Source organism: Micromonospora sp. WMMD987, from assembly GCF_029581435.1.
In the GTDB taxonomy this organism is placed as follows: domain Bacteria; phylum Actinomycetota; class Actinomycetes; order Mycobacteriales; family Micromonosporaceae; genus Micromonospora; species Micromonospora rifamycinica.
The window spans coordinates 5361030-5380066 of sequence record NZ_CP120861.1; the positions used below are offsets into that span (position 1 = coordinate 5361030).

General features: G+C 72.7%; 17 protein-coding genes and 1 other RNA gene. 5 read left to right on the forward strand and 13 right to left on the reverse strand.

The annotated features are described in order from the left end of the window. Window positions 1-187: 187 nt before the first annotated feature. Window positions 188-1468: an IS21 family transposase gene (gene istA, locus O7612_RS22545; RefSeq protein WP_282266195.1), complete on the forward strand. Its 1281-nt coding sequence runs from the start codon at window positions 188-190 to the stop codon at window positions 1466-1468. Continuing rightward, complete coding sequence (gene istB / locus O7612_RS22550; protein WP_208567359.1) at window positions 1469-2263, forward strand: IS21-like element helper ATPase IstB; 795 nt, start codon at window positions 1469-1471, stop codon at window positions 2261-2263. Between the two features lie 473 nt (window positions 2264-2736). Here istB and rnpB read toward each other — a convergent pair. Then, window positions 2737-3155, reverse strand: an RNA gene (gene rnpB / locus O7612_RS22555) — RNase P RNA component class A. A 140-nt stretch (window positions 3156-3295) separates the two neighbouring features. Here rnpB and O7612_RS22560 point away from each other — a divergent pair. Then, window positions 3296-4057, forward strand: a complete 762-nt coding sequence (locus tag O7612_RS22560; protein ID WP_282267180.1) for a sulfite exporter TauE/SafE family protein — start codon at window positions 3296-3298, stop codon at window positions 4055-4057. Between the two features lie 253 nt (window positions 4058-4310). Here the strand turns inward: O7612_RS22560 and O7612_RS22565 are convergent, their stop codons facing one another. The 7 genes from O7612_RS22565 to O7612_RS22595 all read right to left on the reverse strand — a co-directional run bounded on the left by O7612_RS22565 (window position 4311) and on the right by O7612_RS22595 (window position 11239). Next, entirely contained in the window at window positions 4311-5966 is a 1656-nt protein-coding gene (locus O7612_RS22565) for a sodium:solute symporter (protein WP_282267181.1), read from the reverse strand. A 58-nt stretch (window positions 5967-6024) separates the two neighbouring features. Next, entirely contained in the window at window positions 6025-6270 is a 246-nt protein-coding gene (locus O7612_RS22570; RefSeq protein ID WP_282267183.1) for a DUF3311 domain-containing protein, read from the reverse strand. Between the two features lie 237 nt (window positions 6271-6507). Beyond that, entirely contained in the window at window positions 6508-7755 is a 1248-nt protein-coding gene (locus tag O7612_RS22575; protein WP_282267185.1) for a bifunctional RNase H/acid phosphatase, read from the reverse strand. A gap of 3 nt (window positions 7756-7758) precedes the next feature. Further along, the gene (locus tag O7612_RS22580) at window positions 7759-8496 is read right to left on the reverse strand and encodes a C4-type zinc ribbon domain-containing protein (protein WP_282267187.1); all 738 of its coding nucleotides are present in this window, start codon (window positions 8494-8496) and stop codon (window positions 7759-7761) included. Continuing rightward, entirely contained in the window at window positions 8493-9359 is an 867-nt protein-coding gene (locus O7612_RS22585) for a Nif3-like dinuclear metal center hexameric protein (RefSeq protein WP_282267189.1), read from the reverse strand. Before O7612_RS22585 ends, O7612_RS22580 begins: the two co-directional genes overlap by 4 nt. Before the next feature lie 55 nt (window positions 9360-9414). Then, the gene (locus O7612_RS22590) at window positions 9415-9996 is read right to left on the reverse strand and encodes a flavoprotein (protein WP_282267191.1); all 582 of its coding nucleotides are present in this window, start codon (window positions 9994-9996) and stop codon (window positions 9415-9417) included. Between the two features lie 16 nt (window positions 9997-10012). Further along, complete coding sequence (locus tag O7612_RS22595) at window positions 10013-11239, reverse strand: helix-turn-helix domain-containing protein (RefSeq protein ID WP_282267193.1); 1227 nt, start codon at window positions 11237-11239, stop codon at window positions 10013-10015. A gap of 248 nt (window positions 11240-11487) precedes the next feature. Here O7612_RS22595 and O7612_RS22600 point away from each other — a divergent pair, with 248 nt between their 5' ends. Further along, window positions 11488-12159, forward strand: a complete 672-nt coding sequence (locus O7612_RS22600) for a bifunctional DNA primase/polymerase (protein WP_282267195.1) — start codon at window positions 11488-11490, stop codon at window positions 12157-12159. Window positions 12160-12285: 126 nt separating this feature from the next. Beyond that, a complete protein-coding gene (locus O7612_RS22605; RefSeq protein ID WP_157517623.1) occupies window positions 12286-12444 on the forward strand; it encodes a hypothetical protein in 159 nt (52 codons plus the stop codon). Window positions 12445-12534: 90 nt separating this feature from the next. Here the strand turns inward: O7612_RS22605 and O7612_RS22610 are convergent, their stop codons facing one another. Genes O7612_RS22610 through O7612_RS22630 form a run of 5 tightly spaced genes read right to left on the reverse strand, consistent with a single transcriptional unit; the run spans window position 12535 to window position 18688 of the window. Beyond that, on the reverse strand, window positions 12535-13257 hold the full coding sequence (locus O7612_RS22610) for an FAD:protein FMN transferase (protein ID WP_282274003.1): 723 nt from the start codon (window positions 13255-13257) through the stop codon (window positions 12535-12537). A 44-nt stretch (window positions 13258-13301) separates the two neighbouring features. Beyond that, window positions 13302-13898, reverse strand: coding sequence for an FMN-binding protein (locus O7612_RS22615; RefSeq protein ID WP_282267198.1), 597 nt, complete (start codon window positions 13896-13898; stop codon window positions 13302-13304). A gap of 13 nt (window positions 13899-13911) precedes the next feature. Continuing rightward, window positions 13912-15333, reverse strand: a complete 1422-nt coding sequence (locus tag O7612_RS22620) for a ferric reductase-like transmembrane domain-containing protein (RefSeq protein WP_282267200.1) — start codon at window positions 15331-15333, stop codon at window positions 13912-13914. Beyond that, window positions 15330-16721, reverse strand: a complete 1392-nt coding sequence (locus tag O7612_RS22625) for a DUF1501 domain-containing protein (protein WP_282267203.1) — start codon at window positions 16719-16721, stop codon at window positions 15330-15332. Before O7612_RS22625 ends, O7612_RS22620 begins: the two co-directional genes overlap by 4 nt. A 20-nt stretch (window positions 16722-16741) precedes the next feature. Next, window positions 16742-18688 carry a DUF1800 domain-containing protein gene (locus tag O7612_RS22630; RefSeq protein WP_282267205.1) on the reverse strand — a complete coding sequence of 649 codons (1947 nt, stop codon included), beginning with the start codon at window positions 18686-18688 and terminating at the stop codon, window positions 16742-16744. Between the last annotated feature and the right edge of the window lie 349 nt (window positions 18689-19037).

A 19037-nucleotide genomic window follows, 5' to 3' on the forward strand; every position in this document is an offset into this window, starting at 1 on the left:
TATTGGATCAAGGCACCGCGCTCCGCGCGGTGCGGGGCGGCAAGCCCGGCCGGCGACAAGCCGCCCCGGACGCCTACGGCACCGGGGCGGTAAGCCGCCGACAGCCGCCGGGACACCGCCTGTCGACGACGCGCTGAGACTGACCCTCTAGCGGCGGATTGGGACTGACCCCTCCGAGGCTGGAGGGGTGATCGCATTGGAAGACTGGGCTGAGATCCGTCGGTTGCATCGGGCTGAGGGTGTTCCGATCAAGGAGATCGCGCGTCGGTTGGGTGTGGCGCGTAACACGGTCCGTTCAGCGCTTCGGGCACAGGCGCCGCCGTCGCGTGAGCGTGGCCCTCGTGGTTCGTTGGTGGACGACGTCGAGCCGCAGATCCGGGCATTGCTCGCGGAGTTCCCGCGGATGCCTGCGACGGTGATCGCTGAGCGGATCGGGTGGACGAAGTCGCTGACGATCCTGAAAGACCGGGTCCGGGAGCTGCGCCCGTTGTTCGTTCCACCGGACCCGACCGACCGAGTGGAGTACGACCCGGGCGAGGTCGCCCAGTGCGACCTGTGGTTCCCACCCCAGCCGATCCCGGTTGGCGGCGGGGCTGAGCGGATCCTGCCGGTGCTCGCGATGACCTGCGGGTACTCGCGAGTCACGGACGCGGTCATGATCCCCAGTCGGAAGGCCGGAGACATCCTGGCGGGGATGTGGGAGATCGTGGCCGGGTGGGGCGCCTGTCCACGGACCTTGGTCTGGGACCGGGAGGCCGCGATCGGCGGCACCGGGAAGCTCACGACGGAGGCGGCGTCGTTCGCCGGGACGATCGGGGTGCGCATTCGCCTGGCCCCGCGCAGGGATCCGGAGTTCAAGGGGTTGGTCGAGCGGCGCAACGGGTTCTTCGAGACCTCATTCCTGCCTGGGCGCGTGTTCACCTCGCCGTTCGACTTCAACGTCCAGATCAGCGACTGGCTCGTGCAGCGCGCGAACACGCGCGTCCTGCGGGCGATCGGCTCGATGACGCCCACGGCCAGGTGGGCGGCGGACCGGGCCGCGATGGTGGCTCTGCCGCCGGTGGCGCCGGCGATCGGGCTCACGCATCGGGTGCGGCTGGGGCGGGACTACTACGTGCGTATCGACGGCAACGACTACTCCGTGGACCCTCGGTGCATCGGCAGGTTCGTCGACGTGCTCGCCACCCCCTCCCGGATGGTCGCCTCGTGCGCCGGGCAGGTCGTGGCTGATCACGACCGCGACTGGGGTCACGCCCGCACGATCACCGATCCCGAGCATCAGGCCACCGCCCGGCTGCTGCGCCAGGACTTGGCCGCCCGCCGGCGGCAGGCCTCGACTCGTTTGCACGCCGATGGACACGTCGTGGCGATCCGGGCCTTGCCGGACTACGACGCCCTGTTCGGTGTGGACTTCGACCCCCGCCCCAACCTTGAGGCGGTCCAGGAAAGCGCAGCCGGAGGAACGTAGATGACCACGACAACGAAGAGCAGACCGACACCGGACGGGCTGGGATCCAAGCTCGCCTACCTCACCAGAGTCCTCAAGACGCCCACCATCGGGCGGACCTGGGAGACCTTGGCCGACCAGGCCAGACAGGCGAACTGGTCGCACGAGGAGTACCTCGCCGCCGTGTTGGAACGGCAAGTCGCCGACCGCGAGTCTGCCGGCACGACGATGCGGATCCGCACTGCGCACTTCCCAGCGATCAAGACCCTGGAAGACTTCAACCTCGACCACCTGCCGAGCCTCCGCAAGGACGTCCTCGCGCACCTGGCCACGGCGACGTTCATCCCGAAGGCGGAGAACGTGATCCTGCTCGGCCCGCCCGGCCTGGGCAAGACCCACCTGGCGATCGGGCTCGGGATCAAGGCCACCCAGTCCGGCTACTCGGTCCTGTTCGACACCGCGACGAACTGGATCGACCGCCTCGCCCGCGCCCACCACCGCGGCGCCCTGGAAGCCGAGCTGAAGAAGATCCGCCGCTACAAGCTCATCATCGTCGACGAAGTCGGCTACATCCCCTTCGACACCGACGCAGCGAACCTGTTCTTCCAACTCGTCGCATCTCGCTACGAGACCGGCTCCATCCTCGTCACCTCGAACCTGCCCTTCGGGCGGTGGGGCGAGGTCTTCGGCGACGAAGTCGTCGCCGCCGCGATGATCGACCGCCTCGTGCACCACGCCGAAGTCCTCACCCTCGCAGGCGAGTCCTACCGCACCAGAGCCCGCCGAGAACTCCTCGCGAAGGACCGCGACAAGTAACACGAAACGACCACCGGGGGGTCAATCCCAATCCGTCGTTAGGGGGTCAGTTCCAGTCCGTCGTTGACACCGCCCCATCAACCAGAGGCACCGGGGCCAGCGAGGCCGTGACGGAAGCCGGCGGGTCGGCTTGGTCGCGTGGTCGGGGCTTCCGGCTGCCGCGCCAGTCCAACCCCGGGACTGGCTTGCCACCGGGTATCCGGGTCACGCCAGCAGCTCGACCGCCAGGACGTACCCGGCCCATCCCGCAGGCCGCCCGTCGTCGACGAGGACCAGGCCGCCACCTAGCCCTCAGCAGGCCACCGCAGACAGGTCCAACTGATCCGAGAGTCAAGGATTCCTGGGCCGTCTCTGGGCCGTCTGGGCCGTCACCGGGCCGTCAAACGCCACCTAACGATGACCAAGGACGACCATCGACACCGGAACATAGCACCAGCTCAGAGCCTTGATCACGGCTCTGAGCTGGTGGGCGACGGACGAGTCGACCTGTACGCCGGATTCTGTGCGCGGCGCGTACCCCTCACGAGGTCCGCACCGGCGGCGGCCATCCATCTCGGCCTGCCGTCGCCGACAGGCTCCTGCGGCCTACCCGCAGACATCGGGCGGGCAGCCCTCGAGCGTCTGCGCCGGGTCGCCAGCTTGCGGTGACAACCCTTGCTTGGCCTTGCTCCGGGTGGGGTTTACCGAGCCACCCCGGTCACCCGGGGTGCTGGTGGGCTCTTACCCCACCGTTTCACCCTTACCGTCCCCGAGTGGGGTCGGCGGTCTGTTTTCTGTGGCACTGTCCCGCGGGTCACCCCGGGTTGCCGTTAGCAACCACCCTGCCCTGTGGAGTCCGGACGTTCCTCGGCGGCGGGCCGCAGCCCGCCGACGCGACCGCCCGGTCGACTCGTCCGTCGCGCTCCCATTCTAGCGACGTGGCGTCCCGTACCGATCCCGCCCACCCCGGTCCACACCGCGACGGAGCCGGAACTGGTACGCGGCTGATGCGGTGGAGGTGCTCTGATCAGGGCGTACTAGCCTCTTGGCCCCATGGACCTCTCTGATGCCGCGCTGCTGCTCGTCGCCGGTCTCGCCGCGGGCACGGTGAACGCGGCGGCCGGCGGTGGTTCTCTGATCACGTTCCCGGCGATGATCGCGGTGGGCATTCCGCCCGTCGCGGCCAACGTCAGCAACTCGGTGTCGGTCTTCCCCGGCTATGCGGCGAGTGTGGCGGGCAGCCGGATGGACCTGCCGCCCCGGCGGACGCTGTGGCCGTTGCTGCCGACGGCGGTGCTCGGCACCGGGGTCGGTTGCCTGCTCCTGCTCGCCACCCCGGCGCGGGCGTTCGACCTGGTGGTGCCCTTCCTGGTGCTCGGGGCCACGGCGGTGCTGGCCTTCCAGGGGCCGTTGCGCCGGCTGGTCGGTCACCCGGCGGAGCTGGGTCCGCGCCGTCGTACCCTCACGGTGCAGGCGATGGTCGCGGTCGGCACGGTGTACGGCGGCTATTTCGGCGCGGCGCTGGGGGTGATGCTGGTCGCCGGGCTGGCCCTGGTGCTGGACGCGACGCTGGCCCGGGTGTCGGCGGTGAAGAACCTGCTCTCCGCCGTGGTGGGACTGACCACTCTGGTGGTGTTCGCCCTGTTCGGGCCGGTCAACTGGGCGGCGGTCGCGGTGGTCGCACCGGCCACCATGCTCGGCGGGTACGTGGGGGCGCGGGTGACCCGACGACTGCCACCGGTGTTGCTCCGGTCGCTGATCGTCTGCTTCGGTACGGCGATCGGCCTCTACCTGCTCTGGCGTGCGCTGACCTGAGCACCGCCCCCTCCCCCACCCCGCCCTCCCCCGCCCGCCTCGGTTGATCGAGGGGTTGACGTCACCTCCGCCCCGAACCTCTTGATCACCAACCCGACCGGGGCCGGAGGCCGGCACGGTGGCCGAGTCAGTCGCGTGATCAAGAGGTTCGGGCCAGTTCTCAGCGGAATGTTGACGTGAAGCTCTCGGTAAACGGGGTCGGAGAGGAGAGGAGAGCAGGAGGCGCGCGGGGAGAGGGCGGAGGCCGAGGGGGTCAGGCGACCGGTTCGCGGGCCGAGTCGGCGTCCCGGGCGGGGCCGGGGGTGACGCGGGGGTCGCCCTCGTCGGCGAAGTAGTCGTCGGGGGTGGTGCCGTCGGTGCCCTCGGCCACCTTCGCCGCCCGCAGCGCCAGGGTGACCAGCGCCGCCACCACCAGGTTCACCAGCACGGCGACGATGCCGACGTAGATCGTCTTCTTGGTGTCGAAGCCGAAGTCGGACAGCGGGAACGCCGACCCGCCGAAGTGCGCGCGTTTCGACGCCGGGTTGGGGATCTGGTAGAGCATCCACATCCCCAGTCCCATGCCGGCGGCCCAGCCGGCGATCAACGCGCCCCGGTGGAACCAGCGGGTGTAGAGGCCCAGCGCCACCGCCGGCAGCGTCTGGAGGATGATCACGCCGCCGATGAGCTGGAGGTCGATGGAGAACTGCGGGTCGAGGAAGACGATGCAGGCCACCGCGCCGACCTTCACCACCAGGGAGGTGACCTTGGAGACGGTCGCCTCCTGGGCCGGGCTGGCGTCCCGCTTCAGGTACTCCTTGTAGATGTTGCGGGTGAACAGGTTCGCCGCCGCGATCGACATGATCGCCGCCGGCACCAGCGCACCGATGCCGATCGCCGCGTACGCCACCCCGGCGAACCAGTCCGGGAACTGCTGGTCGAACAGCACCGGCACCACCGTGTTGCTGTCGACGGTGCCCTCCTTCGCCCCCGGCAGCGGCTTCACCCCGGCCGCGATGGCCATGAAGCCGAGCAACGCGATCAGCCCGAGCAGCAGGCTGTACGCCGGCAACGCCGACATGTTCCGCTTTATGACATCCCGGCTCCGGCTGGCCAGCACACCGGTGATGCTGTGCGGGTAGAGGAACAGCGCCAGCGCCGACCCGAACGCCAGGGTGACGTACTGGAGCTGGTTGTCGGCGTTGAGCAGGATGCCGTCGTTCGGGTTGGGCGAGGCGGCGAACTTGGCGTCCGCCGCGTCGAAGATCGAACCCCAACCCCCCAGCTTGTACGGCAGGTAGATCACCGCCACCAGGATCACGACGTAGATCAGGCTGTCCTTGACGAACGCGATCAGCGCCGGGGCACGCAACCCGGACTGGTAGGTGTAGGCGGCCAGGATCGCGAACGCGATGATGATCGGCAGGTGCCGGGCCACCGCGTTGTCCCCGGTGACCCCCATCGTCTTGAGCACCGCCTCGATGCCCACCAGCTGCAACGCGATGTACGGCATGGTCGCCACGATGCCGGTGATCGCGATCAGCAGGGCCAGCACCGGCGAGTCGAACCGGCGGCGCACGAAGTCGGCGGGGGTGACGAAGCCGTGCCGGTGCGACACCGACCAGAGCCGGCACAGCACCAGGAACACCAGCGGGTAGATGACGATCGTGTACGGCACCGCGAAGAACCCGGCCGCGCCCGCCCCGAACATCAGCGCCGGCACCGCCACGAAGGTGTACGCCGTGTAGAGGTCACCGCCGACCAGGAACCAGGTGATCCAGCCGCCGAAGCTGCGCCCGCCCAGTCCCCACTCGTCGAGGTGCGCCATGTCCTTCGGCGCCCGCCACCGGGCCGCCACGAAACCCATCGCGCTGACCAGCAGGAAGAGCGCCGAGAAGACGATGATCTCGATCAGATGGTCACGCCACATCAGTACTCACCCTCCGCTCGCGACTGCGGGGCTCGCAAAACCGGCTCACTCCTCGCGCTCACCGGTCCCCACCCCGCTTCCGGGTCATCTGGTAGACCAGCGTGGTGGTGGCCACCCCGAGCAGGATCCAGGCCAGTTGCAGCCAGTAGAAGCGGGGGAAGCCGAACAGCCGGGGCGAGTCCGCGTTGAACAGCAGCGGGATCAACGGCACCACGATCGGGACGAAGAGCAACCAGTTCCAGGGACTGTGGTCCTTCGCCCTGGACGACGCCGTACGCGGTGTCCGCGGTTCGCCGACGGTCATCTGACCCACCTCCGGTAGTCGTGCCGGCCAGTAACGGCCGGACGCTACGACCCGGTGGAGCCGTTCACGTTCCATCGGCGCGCGACGATGCGCTCAACGGCCGCCCGGCTGCGCCGAACGGCGTACCACAGGGTCAGTCCATCGACCGGCGACGAACCACGCGGCGGCCCACGGACCGGCCCACGACGAAACCGGCCGGTCCGGGACGTCCCGGACCGGCCGTCGGGCGACCCGGGCTCAGTCGGGGGGAAGGTGGGCGGTGTCGTTGACCGAGCGGACCGCGATCCCGCCGTCGGGCCACATGTCGAGCACCGAGATGCCCGCCGCGTCCAGGTAGAGCCGGTGCAGGAAGGCATCGCCGGCCGCGAGGGCGTCGCGCAGCGCCAGCTTGATCGGCGAGACGTGGGAGACCACCACCACGGTCTCCCCGGGGTACGCCTCGCGCAGCGCCGCCATCGCCCGGTCGACCCGCTGCCCGACCTCGGTGAACGACTCACCGCCCGGCGGGGCGATCCGGGTGGAGGCGAGCCAGGCGTCCAACTCGCCGGGCCAGCGGTCCCGCACCTCGGCGAAGGTGTGGCCGTCCCAGTCGCCGAAGTCGCACTCGATCCAGTCGTCCTGCGGGCGTACCGGCAGACCGCCGAGTGCCCCGGCGATCGCCTCGGCGGTGGCCGTACACCGGGACAGCGGGGAACTGAGCACGGCCGCGACGGACGGGGCCAGCGCGGCCACCCGGGCGGCGGTGGCCCGGGCCTGGGCCTGGCCGGACGCGGACAGCGGCACGTCGGCGCGGCCCGCGTAGCGGTGCTGCACGGTCCACTCGGTCGCGCCGTGCCGGACCAGGACCAGCCGGGTGGCGGTGAAGGTCGGTCGCGGCTCCCAGGACGCCTTGGTCGTCGCCGGGTCGGTGCCGGCGGTCCGGGTGGCGGCGCGGGCGGCCACCTCGCGGGCCTGCGCCCGGCCCGGCGAGTCGGCACCGGCCACCGGCCGCGACGGCTCACCGCCGGTCGACCCGGGCACCGGCCGGGACGGCGTGCCGCCGGTCGACCCGGCCACCGGCCGCGACGGCTTGCCGGCGGCGGCGTCCATCGCCGCGTTGGCCAGGGCGTCGGCGTGCCTGTTGCGGTCCCGGGGGATCCAGCTGAACCGGACGGTGTCGAAGCGGTCGACCAGCGCGGCGGCCCGCGCGGCGAGCGGGCGCAGCCCCGGATGCTTGATCTGCCACCGGCCGCACATCTGCTCGACCACCAGCTTGGAGTCCATCCGGGCGTCGACCTCGACCGCGCCCAGCTCGGCGGCGGCCTCCAGCCCGGCGATCAGACCCCGGTACTCGGCGACGTTGTTGGTGGCCGTCCCGATCGCCTCGGCGCGTTCGAGCAGCACCTCGCCGGAGGCCGGATCCCGGACCACGGCACCGTACCCGGCCGGACCGGGGTTGCCCCGCGACCCGCCGTCGGCCTCGATGACGACCACGCGTACCGCCACCGGCTACAGCCCCGACTCGTTGGTGCGCACCATGATCCGCCGGCAGTCCTCGCAGCGGACCACCTCGTCCGGGTCCGACCTGCGGATCCGGGCCAGGTCCGCCCCGGACAGCTCCAACCGGCACCCACCGCAGCGGCCCGAGGTGAGCAGTGCCGCCCCGAGGCCGGTGTCCTCGCGGATCCTGTCGTAGAGGCTCACCAGGTCGGCGGGGAGGTCAGCGGCGAGCGGCTTACGCGCGCCCTGCTTGAACTCCTCCTCCTTGGCGATGGCGGCCAGGCTCTCGTCGCGGCGCTGCTCGACGGCGTCCCGCCGGTCCCGGGTCTCGGCGATCCGGGCCTCGATCCCGTCCAGGGTGGCCTGCGCCGTCTCGCGCTGCTCCATCAGCTCCAGCTCGGCGTCCTCCAGGTCACCCTGACGCCGGTTGAGGGAGATCAGCTCGTGCTGGAGCGCCTCCAGCTCGCGGGCCGGCCCGCTGCCGCTGGCCAGCCGGGTCTCGTCCTTGCTCTTCCGCGCCCGTACCTGGTCGATGTCCTTCTCCAGCCGGGCGATGTCCCGGTCCAGGTCGTCCACGGCGACCTGGGCGCGGACCCGCTCGTCCTCCAACGCGGACAGCTCGCGGGCCAGCCCCTCCAGCTCGGCCCGTTCGGGCAGGGTCCGGCGGCGGTGGGCGAGCTGGGCGAGGGTGGTGTCGATCGCCTGAAGATCGAGCAGGCGGCGCTGGACCTGGGGTTCAGCCTTCACGGTCGGGGCTCCTTGTCGTCCATCGCGGGTGCGGCGGCGTGCACGGTCCACGGGTCGGTGTCCAGGTCGGACACCACGGTCTCGACGCCGAAGCCGGCCCGCAGGTGGGCGGCCACGTCGTCCAGCCAGGGTCGTTCGGTCGCCCAGTGCGCGGCCTCCAGCAGGGCGGGTCCACCGGCGGCGAGGTGCTCACCGGCGGGGTGGTGCCGCAGGTCGGAGCTGAGGAACGCGTCCGCTCCGGCGGCGGTCGCGGCGGCCAGGAAACCCTCGCCCGAGCCACCGCTGACCGCAAGGGTACGCACGATACGCCCGGGATCACCCCCGGCGCGAACCCCCCAGACCGTGGCCGGCAGGACGGCGGCGGCGTGCCGGGTCAGCTCGGCCAGGCTCATCGGGGCGGGCAGCTCGCCGATCCGGCCGATGCCCCGGCCGTCGCCGGCCGCCGGGGAACCCGGCGCGGCCGGTGCGAGGGGACGCAGGCCGGTCAGCCCGAACCGGGCGGCCAGCGCGTCGGAGACGCCCGGCGCGGCGACGTCGGCGTTGGTGTGCGCCACGTACAGGGCGACCCCGGCGCGGATCAGGTCGTGCACGATCCGCCCCTTCCAGGTGGTCGGGGCGACCGAGGAGACACCGCGCAGCAGCAGCGGGTGGTGCGCGACGATCAGGTCGGCCCCGGCGGCGAGGGCCTCGGCGACCGTCCCGGGCACCACGTCCACCGTGCCGTAGACCCGGCGGACCGGGTCGGTGGGCTCGCCGAGCACCAGGCCGACCCGGTCCCACTCCTCGGCCCAGGCCGGCGGGTAACGCCGGTCCAGCTCGGTGACGACGTCGGCGACGGACGGCGGGGACGCGGTTGTACTCACGGCCGGTCAGCTTACCGGCGCGCAGCGGCGACCACGCCCACGCCCGTCCGCCGGGTCAGGCGGCCGAGGCGGCCCGGGACCGGTCCGGCAGGGCGGCCACCGCCGCCTCCCACGGGAAGGCGTGCAGGTGCCGTTCCCCCGTGCCGGGCGGGTGCAACGGGTAGACGTGGTCGCCGAAGAGCACCGTGGCGCCCCACTCGCGGAGCCGTTGCAGGCCGGTCTGGAAGGCCGGGTGGCGGGCCATCGCCGCGTTGGTGAACGGCACCACCACCACCGGCACGCCCCGGCCCTGTCCCTCGACCAGCAGGCCCAGCGCCAGGGTGTCGGTGATCCCGGCCGCCCACTTGTTGACCGTGTTGACGGTGGCCGGGCAGACCAGCATGGCGTCGGCCGGGGGCAGCAGGTCCGGGTCGCCCGGGTTCTTGTAGTGGGTCCGCACCGGGTGCCCGGTCTGCCGGGCCAGCGCGGACCGGTCCACGAACTTCGCCCCGTCGGGGGTGGTGACGACGCAGACCTCCCAGCCGTCGTCCTGGGCCAGGCCGACCAGGCGGTCGAGGTGACGGGCCAGCGGCGAGCCGCAGGCGATGACGTAGAGCACCGTCGGGCGCTCGTCGTTCTGGTGCGGTCCGCCGCTCATCCGGCCACCGCCGCGTTCATACTCCGACTCCCATCTGCTCAGCCAACTCCGCCAGCGGCGCGGGCAACGCACCCCGTGTGCGACGCAGCACGTCGGACATCACCTCGTGGGCGATCGGCCGGCAGCGGATCTCCGACGGGGCGAGCCGGTCGCCGCGCAGCAGCATCTCCCCCGCCTTGGCCATGTCGCCGACCTGGGTGTAGCCCCGGGCGATGTCCAGCAGGTGGTGGGCGCGGCGCTCGGGCAGCAACCCGTTGAAGCGTGGTTCGGGGATCCGCTGGTGGATCTCCACCGCCCGCCCGCCGTCACCCATCTCCACCGCGGCGGCGGCCCGGTGCAGTTCCAGGTTCGTCGGCCCGAACGAGGTCCAGTAGTGGTTCTGGTCGCTGCCGAGCATGACGGCCGCCTCGTGGGCGCCGTGGAACAGGTCCTCGACGGTGTCCGAGTCACCGAACCGGGCGGCGGCCATGGCCCCCTGCAACAGCAGCATGCCGTAGACGGAGAGCCGGCCCGGCCCGCTGTCGTTCATGCCGCCGGGGGCGAGCCGGTTGGCGATGCTGACGTTCAGTTCCAGGGCGGGGCGGGCCCGGCCCATCGCCACCAACGCGTTGCAGACCCGGGTGGTGGCGACCCCGGCGAGCAGCGGGTCGTCGGCCCGCTGGGCGACCGCCATCGACCGGTCGGCGGCCAACCAGGCCAGGTCGCACTCGCCGAGCTTGCGCAGCACCGAGGAGGCGATCTGGTAGACCTGCCCGAGCAGGTTGGCGGCCTCCTTCGCCTGCTCCCCCTGGTGGCCGGCGTCGGCGGCCTGGGCGTCGCGCAGCAGCTTCGGCAGCGCCCGGGTGAGCATCGCGTAGCGGCCGTACTGGTAGGTGAGCCAGGCGTGGGTGACGGCCTTGCCCAGGTCGGGCAGGGGTGGCGGGTGTGACACGGCGTCGAAGTACGCGGTCATCGAGCTGTACTGCTCCAGGGCCGCCCGGATCTCCTGCACCTCGATCTGGTCGATGCAGGTCAGCGCGTCGCTGCGCCGTTCCGGGTCCTTGCCGAGCAGCAGTTGCACGTCGATCCGCAGGATGACGGCGATCTCGTACAGGACGGAGAACTTGTCCAGCCGGCGGACCCCGCGCTCGACCTTGTCGACCCAGCTCTTGGACTTGCCGAGCCGGTCGGCGAAGACCTGTTGCGACATCTTGCGCCGCCCGCGCCAGTAGGCCACCCGTCGCCCGATCGGCAGTTCGTCCATCTTCTCCCGTTCCTCCCCCTCGTCGGTTCGTCCGGCCGGTGTGCGGACGACCCGGGTGGGGCGCTTCCGATCCGTCCGTCCCTGCTGGTCGCACAGCGTGTGCGGCAGCCGTACAGGTCGTTCTCGTAACTTTTCGTGCAAGTTGCATGGGCTGTTCGTCAGGTCAACGATCCCGGGTCGGGACAGTGACGGCGCTCGACGTAGGGGGTGACGCGGTGACCGGCCGGAGTGAGCGGAGAGCACGGGACATGTGGGGAAACGTCGGGCCGAGGGTCGCCCAGCTGTCACCGATCGAACGGGTCCGGCTGCGCCGGATCGCCGTGCGGTACGCGGTGCACGGCTGGGAGGTGACCCCCGGCGCCTGCCTGGCGCGCAGCCGCTTCGTGTGCGGCCGGGCCGGCTGCCCCACCGTCGGCTGCCATCCCGCCCTGGAGAACTGGGAACGCGGGGCGAGCACCGACCCGGCCCGGGTGGCCACCTGGTGGCGCAGCCGTCCGCACGGGGTGCTGCTGCCCACCGGCCGCGCCTTCGACGTGCTGGAGGTCTCGGCACCGCTGGGCCGGCGGCTGCTCGCCGCGGTGCCCGGACACCCCGCCGGGTCGGGCGCCCGGGGGCCGGTGGTGGTGACCCCGACCGGACGGTGGATGTTCCTGGTCCGCCCCGGTGACCCGCTCCGCCCCGAACTGGAACACTGCTTCCACGTGGTGCGCCACGGAACCGGGTCGTGGATACCGGCACCGCCCACCCGGCTGCCCGAGGGCACGGTGCGCTGGGCGGTCGCCCCGGAACAGGCCCGCTGGCGGCTGCCCGACTCGTACCTGTTGCAGAACACCCTGATCGAGGCGTTACGGGCCGACGGGGTGACGCTGACCCCGGAGCTGCTGCCCGGTCAGCTCCCACTGCCCCGGCGCGGCCACTGACCGCCGCGCGGCGACCACGGCGGGGCACCGTGCGGCAGCGTCGGGTTCCGGCCAGCGTCCCGCCCGCCGCCGCGCTCGTTGCACACCACGACGGCGCGGGTGCGCCACCGGAGCGGGGGTAGGACCATGGCCAGGGACGACGAGATGCGGCACACCGACGGCACCGAACCACCGCACCGGCGGCGGCCCCGGCACTGGTCGGACAGCCGGCCCGCCGGTTCCCGACCCGGCCGGCCCCGACCCACCGGTTCCCGCCCGGCCGGCACCCGGCGCACCGCCCGGTGACCCGCGCCGCGGTCACCCGGTGCCGTCCACCGGTCGGCAACCGCCCACCGACCCCACAAACCCCTGCACCCGTACCGTCCGGTCGTGTGGTCAGTCGACCAGCGGCAGGCTGGTGGAACGCAGCAGCCGGCCGTCGTCGGTGACCACCGCGTGCCGGTGGCCGGGCAGCCGGTCCAGCCAGCCGATGCCGGCCGGCCCCATCGCGACCGCCGCCGTGGCGTACGCGTCGGCGACGCCCAGGTCCGGGCCGACCACGGTGACCGAGCGCAGGCCCCGCGCCGGCCCGCCCCGCCGGGGGTCCAGCACGTGGTGTCCCCGCTCGTAGACACCCGAGGTGGCGACCGCCAGGTCGGTGCCGGCGAGCACCAGGCAGGTGGCGGACGCGTCCCAGGGGTGCCGGACGCCGATCCGCCACGGCCGCCCGGACGACGAGTGCCCGCGTACCCGGACGTCACCACCGGCGTTGAGGCAGTGGTCGACCGCACCGGCGGCCACCAGCCGGTCCGAGGCGACCTGGACCGACCAGCCCTTCACGTAGCCGGAGGGATCCAGCCGACCGGTGGCGTACGCGTCGAAGTAGCCGTCGGTGTCGCCCCACAGGTCGGCGCAGCGGGCCAGCACCGCACGCAGGTCCGCCGACGCCCCGGCCAGCGGCAGCTCGCCCCGGTCGACGCGGCGCACCTCGCTGTCCTCGCGGTAGGTGCTGAACCGGGCGTCGACCTCGCGCAGCCAGCGGAAGGTGTCATCGGCGAGCGTACGCAGGGTGCCGGCGGGCAGGTCGTCGGCGAGGTCCAGGCTGATCGCCGTACCCATCACCTGCTCGACCCGGCGCAGGCCGGGCCGGGTCGGCGGCACGGTCACCCGCGCGCCCGATCGAGCGCCGCCTGCAACGACCGCCGGTAGCCGTCGCTGGTGGCGGTCGCCTGGGAGACCGTGTCCAGGAGGGCGTTCTGCTGGCGCACCACGGCTCCGGAGGTGCCGCTGTAGGCGTCGTCGACCCGGTCGCTGCGCAGGTCGGACTGGCCGCCCCGGGGCAGTTCCACGGCCACCGCGTCGACGATCGAAGTGCCGGAGACGGTGATCCGCACCTGCACGTTGCCGTACTCCGTGGCGATCACCGGACCGGTGACCTCGCGGGTGGCCGACGTCGGCGCGGCGGAGCTGACCCTCGGGGCCGGCGGGGTGACCCGGGTGCCGGTGCCGCCGGTGGTGCTCCGGGTGACGCCGGGGGTACGGCTCGCGGCGACACGGGGTCGGCCGGTCGGCCGGGTCGTCGCCGTGGTGCGCTCCGCGACCGCGCCGGGGGTGGCCGGGCCGCTGCGGTCCGGGGTGCCGACCGGCGTCCCGGCCGGTAGGCCCTGGGCGACCTGGCCGGTGCCCGGGGCGCCCTTGAGCACCACCAGCGCGGTGGTGCCGGCGGCCAGCCCGGTGATCGCGAGAAGCGCGCGACGCATGTCAGGTGCCTTCCTACAGCTCGAACGGGGCGAGGTGGATCTGCCGGCGGGGGACCCCGGCCCGGCGGAGCGCCCGCACCGAGGAGTCGACCAGCCCCTGCGGCCCGCACAGGTACACGTCCCGGCGGGTCAGGTCGGGCACCAGCCGGCGCAGCCCGTCCGGGCTCATCACCTGTCGGGGGCCGGCGTCGTCGCGGGAGCCGATGACGTACCAGACGGCGGTCTGCCGGGCCTGGGCCAGCCAGTCCAGCTCGTGCTGCAACAGCACGTCGGCCGGGGTGCGGGCCCGGTAGATCAGGGCCGCGCCGGGCGGCAACTCCTCCAGCATCGCCCGGAGCGGGCCGATGCCGCTGCCGCCGGCGATCAGCAGGGCCCGCTCCCGGGTCCGGTGCGCGGCGGTGCAGGTGCCGGACGGCCCCTCCACCCAGACCCGGGTGCCCGGTTCGAGGTCGCGCAGGTCGGCGGTGTGCCCGCCGACCACCTTGACGGTCAGCCGCAGCCAACGGCCGTTCGCCGCCGCCGACGGCGAGAACGGGTGCGACTGCCACCAGCACCGCCGGGTCAGGAACCGCCAGCGCAGGTACTGCCCGCCGAGCAGGTCGAGCTGGAACAGCCGGCGGCCGGTCAGGTAGATCGAGACGGTGTCGGGGCTCTCCGCCACCACGTCGGCCACCCGCAGCCGGTGCCGCAGGTTGAGCCGCAGTGGCGCGACCAGCCGGCCCCAGGCCAGGGCGGCGGCCACCAGCAGGTACCCGGCGGTCCAGCCGACGCGTACCGGGCCGGGCGGGAAGAGCTGCGCGCCGTTGCTGAACTGGTGGCCGAAGCCGAGCAGCAGCGCCAGGTAGCTGGTCAGGTGCAGGTGGTACCAGAGTTCGTAGGGCACCGCCCGGCGGACCGCCCGGATGCCGGTGCCGCCGACGAGCACCAGGATGCCGGCCGCGGCGAAGGCGGACACCATGTCGTCGAAGTCACGCAGCAGCACGCCCACCTGGGCGGTGACCGGGATGCCCCGGGTCCGCGCGTAGCCGACCACCAGCAGCGACAGGTGGGCCAGCACCGCCACCAGCAGGGTCGCGCCCAGGTCCCGGTGCGCCCGGGACAGCCGCTCGCCGCCGATCCCGCGTTCCAGCAGGCCGAGGCGGCTCATCATCAGCACCTGCACGAGCAGCAGGTAGCCGGCGATCAGGCCGGTGACCCGCCCGGCCGCGGTGAGCACGTCGGCGGTGCCGGCCAGCGAACCGGCCGGGGTGTCGAGCCACCACGGGAGCACCGCCGCGACCAGGCCCAGCCAGAACAGCCCGGACAGCACCCGCCGGCCGGCGGACCCCCGCCGGGGCAGGGCCGGCGGCGGGGGTACGGACGCAGCCGACCGGCCGCCGTGCCGGGACGGATCCCCGGTACGACGGCCGGCGGCGGGCAGGTCCCGACAGGTCACGCGTAGAGCTTCATCGGGGTGAACTTCCTTCTCGGGAAGATCCTGTCCACCTGGGCCGTGGTCAGCCCGAACCGGCCCTGCGCCACCGTGCCGTAGACGTCGAACATGTTGTTGTACTCGGGCACGTCGCCCGAGTCCAGGTCGCCCAGGCCGTCCCACGCGCCGAGCAGCGGGCTGGCGAGCCTACGGCCGGACAGGACGGTGACCACCCCGCCGTGGCCGTGGTCGGTGCCGCCGCCGTTGGAGGCGACCCGACGGCCGAACTCGCTGGACACCATGATCGTGACGTCGTCCGCCCGGTCGCCCAGGTCGGTGAGGAAGGCCGCCATCGCCTTCGCCAGCTCGCCGAGCCGCCGGTGGAGCTGGCCACCGGCTCGGGTGCCCTGGTTCTCGTGGGTGTCGTAGCCACCCATGCCGACCGTGGCGACCCGGACGTTCGCCCCACCCTTGATCAACTGGGCGAGCTGCTGGAAGGCGTACCCGACGCCCTCGTAGGTCACCCCCTCCGCCGGCCGGTACGGCTTCGCGGCGAGCTGCTGGGCGGTCGACAGCGCGCCCATCCCCTCGATCACCGCCTCTTCGACCGGATGGTGGATCCCGGTGAACAGGCCGCGGATCGCCTTCTCGGTGGCCGCCCGGTAGCGGTCCTCGCCGTTGAGCCGCAACGAGCCGACGCTGTTGAGCGACAACGCGCCGTTGGTGCCGACCAGCGAGCGGGGCAGCGTGCTGCCGATCCCGACGCTGCGGAACGCGGTGCCCTTGCCGAGCGAGTCGACCAGGCTGTCCAGCCAGCCCCGGCCGCCGGTCTCGCTGGGCAGGCCACCCAGGTTGCAGGCGTCGGCGGCCTGGAAGTGACTGCGGGACAACCGGGCGTCGGAGACCGCCGGGACGAAACCGAGCCGGCCCGCCTTCAGCCACTTCTCCAGCGGGGCGAAGGCGCTGGTCAGCTTGAAGCCCCGGCCCAGGGCCAGCGAGTCGTCGCCGAGCAGCAGGTCGGGGCGGGCCTTGGCGAGCACCGGGTCGTCGGCGGGGGCGACCAGGCTCAGCCCGTCCAGCCCGCCGTAGAGGAAGACGTGGATCAGGGTGCCGGTCCTCGTCGCCGCGAAGGACGCCGACGTGCTGACGAACTGGGCGGTGGCCAGCGCGGTGGCGGTGGCGGCGGCACCGGCGACGAAGGTCCGCCGGGTCACCCCGCGCCCGTCCTGCTGCGCCTCCTCCAGTTCCTCCAGCCGACGGAAGCGGTCGGCCTCGGCGGCGTTCTCGACGGCGACCAGGTCGGCCTCGGCGCGCAGCAGCGCCTCGGCCGGGTCGTCGGCGAGCCGGCGCAGGTCGGGACACTCGGGATGCAGGGGGAACGGGGCCACGGTCTTCTCCCTCGGATGCGTCACCGGCTTCTCCATCGACTGCCTCACCGCAGGTGGTGCTGGGGGGACGCGAGGATCGCCCGCGCGACGGCGGCGATCGCCCCGTCGAACGTGGCGTCGACCCTGGTGGTGGCGGACACCCCGGCCACCCCGAGGATCAGGTTCCGCTCCCGGGTGGACAGCTTCTGGTGCACCAGCCGCTGGGCCAGCGCGTCCACGTACGCCCCGGCGGTGGCCGGCGGCTTCGCCACCAGCTTCTCCGGCCGGGTGTACGTGAACTGGGTGCGGTTCCCGACGATCAGTTCGGCGGCCTCGTTCCACCCGTTGACCATCGTGCCGGCCGACGTCCAGGCGACGTAGACGTCCGGGTAGCCGTCCGGGGTGGGCTGGCCCATCGGGTAGTGGCCCAGCTCGCGCAGCTTGTCGTGGATCTGGCGCAGCCCCTGCGCGAACGCGGTGCGCCTGCTGTCACCCTGCCGGAAGCCCGGCCCGGCCTGCGGTCCGACGCCCAGGGTGCGGTAGGTGGCGACCAGGTACTCCATCGGCCGGCGCACCTTCTGCCCGACCGCCGCCCAGAACTCCGAGGAGCTGAACAGCGACATCAGCAGCGGCTTCACCGAGCCCTTGTTGACCGTGTAGATCCTGGCGAGCCGGTCCACCAGGGACTTCGGCGGGGTGTCCGAGACGAACCGGACGGCCAGGCCGCGCGCCACGGACCGGGCGGTCGACGGGTGCAGCGCGAGATAGGTGAGGTACGCGTCGATGACCTGGTCGGCCTTCTTCGGGTCGGTCGAGTCGTTGGGGTGGCTGAAGCCGAGGATCTTGACCTTGCCCCGGTAGTGCCGGTCGTGGCGGAAGACGTACCGCCCGTCGTCGACGCCCCGGCCGGTCTGGAGCAGGGCCGCCTGGCGGACGTCCTTCTCGGTGTAGCCGCCGTCGACCCCGACCGAGTACAGCTCCAGGTTCTCCCGGGCCAGGTTCTCGTTGACCGCGTCGGCCCGGGAGTCGTTCTGGTTGAGGTAGAGCAGCAGTGCCGGATGCTTGTTCGCCGCGACCAGCATCTCCGGGTAGCTGCCCATGGCGTGCTCGCGGATCACGTCCCGGTCGAACGAGTTCCGGTACGCCCCACCACCGTCGAAGTCCGCCGCGACGTGCAGGAAGTCGTTCCAGAAGTCGACCATCACCTCGTAGAGCTGCCGTTCCGACCAGATCTGCCGGGCCAGCGTGCCGTCGACCATCTCCTTCTCCGGCTGTGCCCCCCGCTCGTCGAGCTGCTCCCGCTGGTCGCGTAGCTGCCGGCTGGTCAGCTTGAGGGTGGGCAGCTCGGCGAGCTTCAGCTCGGCGGCGCTCGGCGCGATCTTCTCCGGGTCGAGCTGCTGGCGCACCCAGGCGTCGATGCCCATCCGTCTGATGTCGGCGAGCACCTTCGGGGTGGCCCCGAAGGTGGCCCGGCTGGCCAGGTGCCGGACCGGGTCCTTGGCCAGCACGGTCCGCACCGTCACCGGGGTCCGCGCCGCCGCGTCGGCCGGGCCGGAGAAGGTACGGCCACCGCTGGGCGAGTTCCTCTTCAGCGCCGCACCGGCCCGGGAGCCCATGTAGCTCTCGTTCTGCTCGGTGTAGGTGCGTACCGTGCTCGGCTGCTGGCCGCCGGGGCGGGCCGGCGTGCCGTCGGTGGCGGTGGCACCGGTGGCGTCCCCGGCGGCATCGGTGCCGAACAGGTCCCGCACCCGGGGGCTCATCGCCAGCGCCGCGCCACCGGCCACCACGGCGGCGGTCCCGCCCAGCGCGACCAGGGCACGTCGCCGGCCGGCCCGGGCCCGGTCGTCGTCACGGTCGTCGTCCAGGATGGGCAGTCCGCTGCCGGCCGGCTGGTGGAACGCCTGCCGGCTGAGGCCCTCGGGGCCGACCCACCGGGGGCCACGGGCGGCACCGGCCGGCGGGTACCCCTGGTCGTCGCGCGGTCGACGCGGTGGCACATTCTGGTCGGCCATGCACCAATCCCGCTTTCTTCGATGCGCCGTACGCTGCGACCGGGCGGGGCGGAGGGTGCGGCGGCTGTTGCCGGAGGAGCTGCCCCGGGAAGGTAGCCAAGCGGTGGGTGGCCTTCAAGGCTGCGCGCGACGGCTGGAACGGGCACTTAAGGTGCTGCTCAGCAGCCCGGCCGGCCGGATGGTCGCGCCCCGGGCGGCAGCCGGCGTCCCCAGCAGGGACGACGTGTCCCGGCCACGACCCCGCCGTGCCCGTTCGGTGGTACGTGCCGGGAAGGCACGACGTTCACCGGCACAGCGAAACTTAAGGCACCGGTAACCCCGCGCTGAGGTCTCGCCCCGCGCCCCCGCG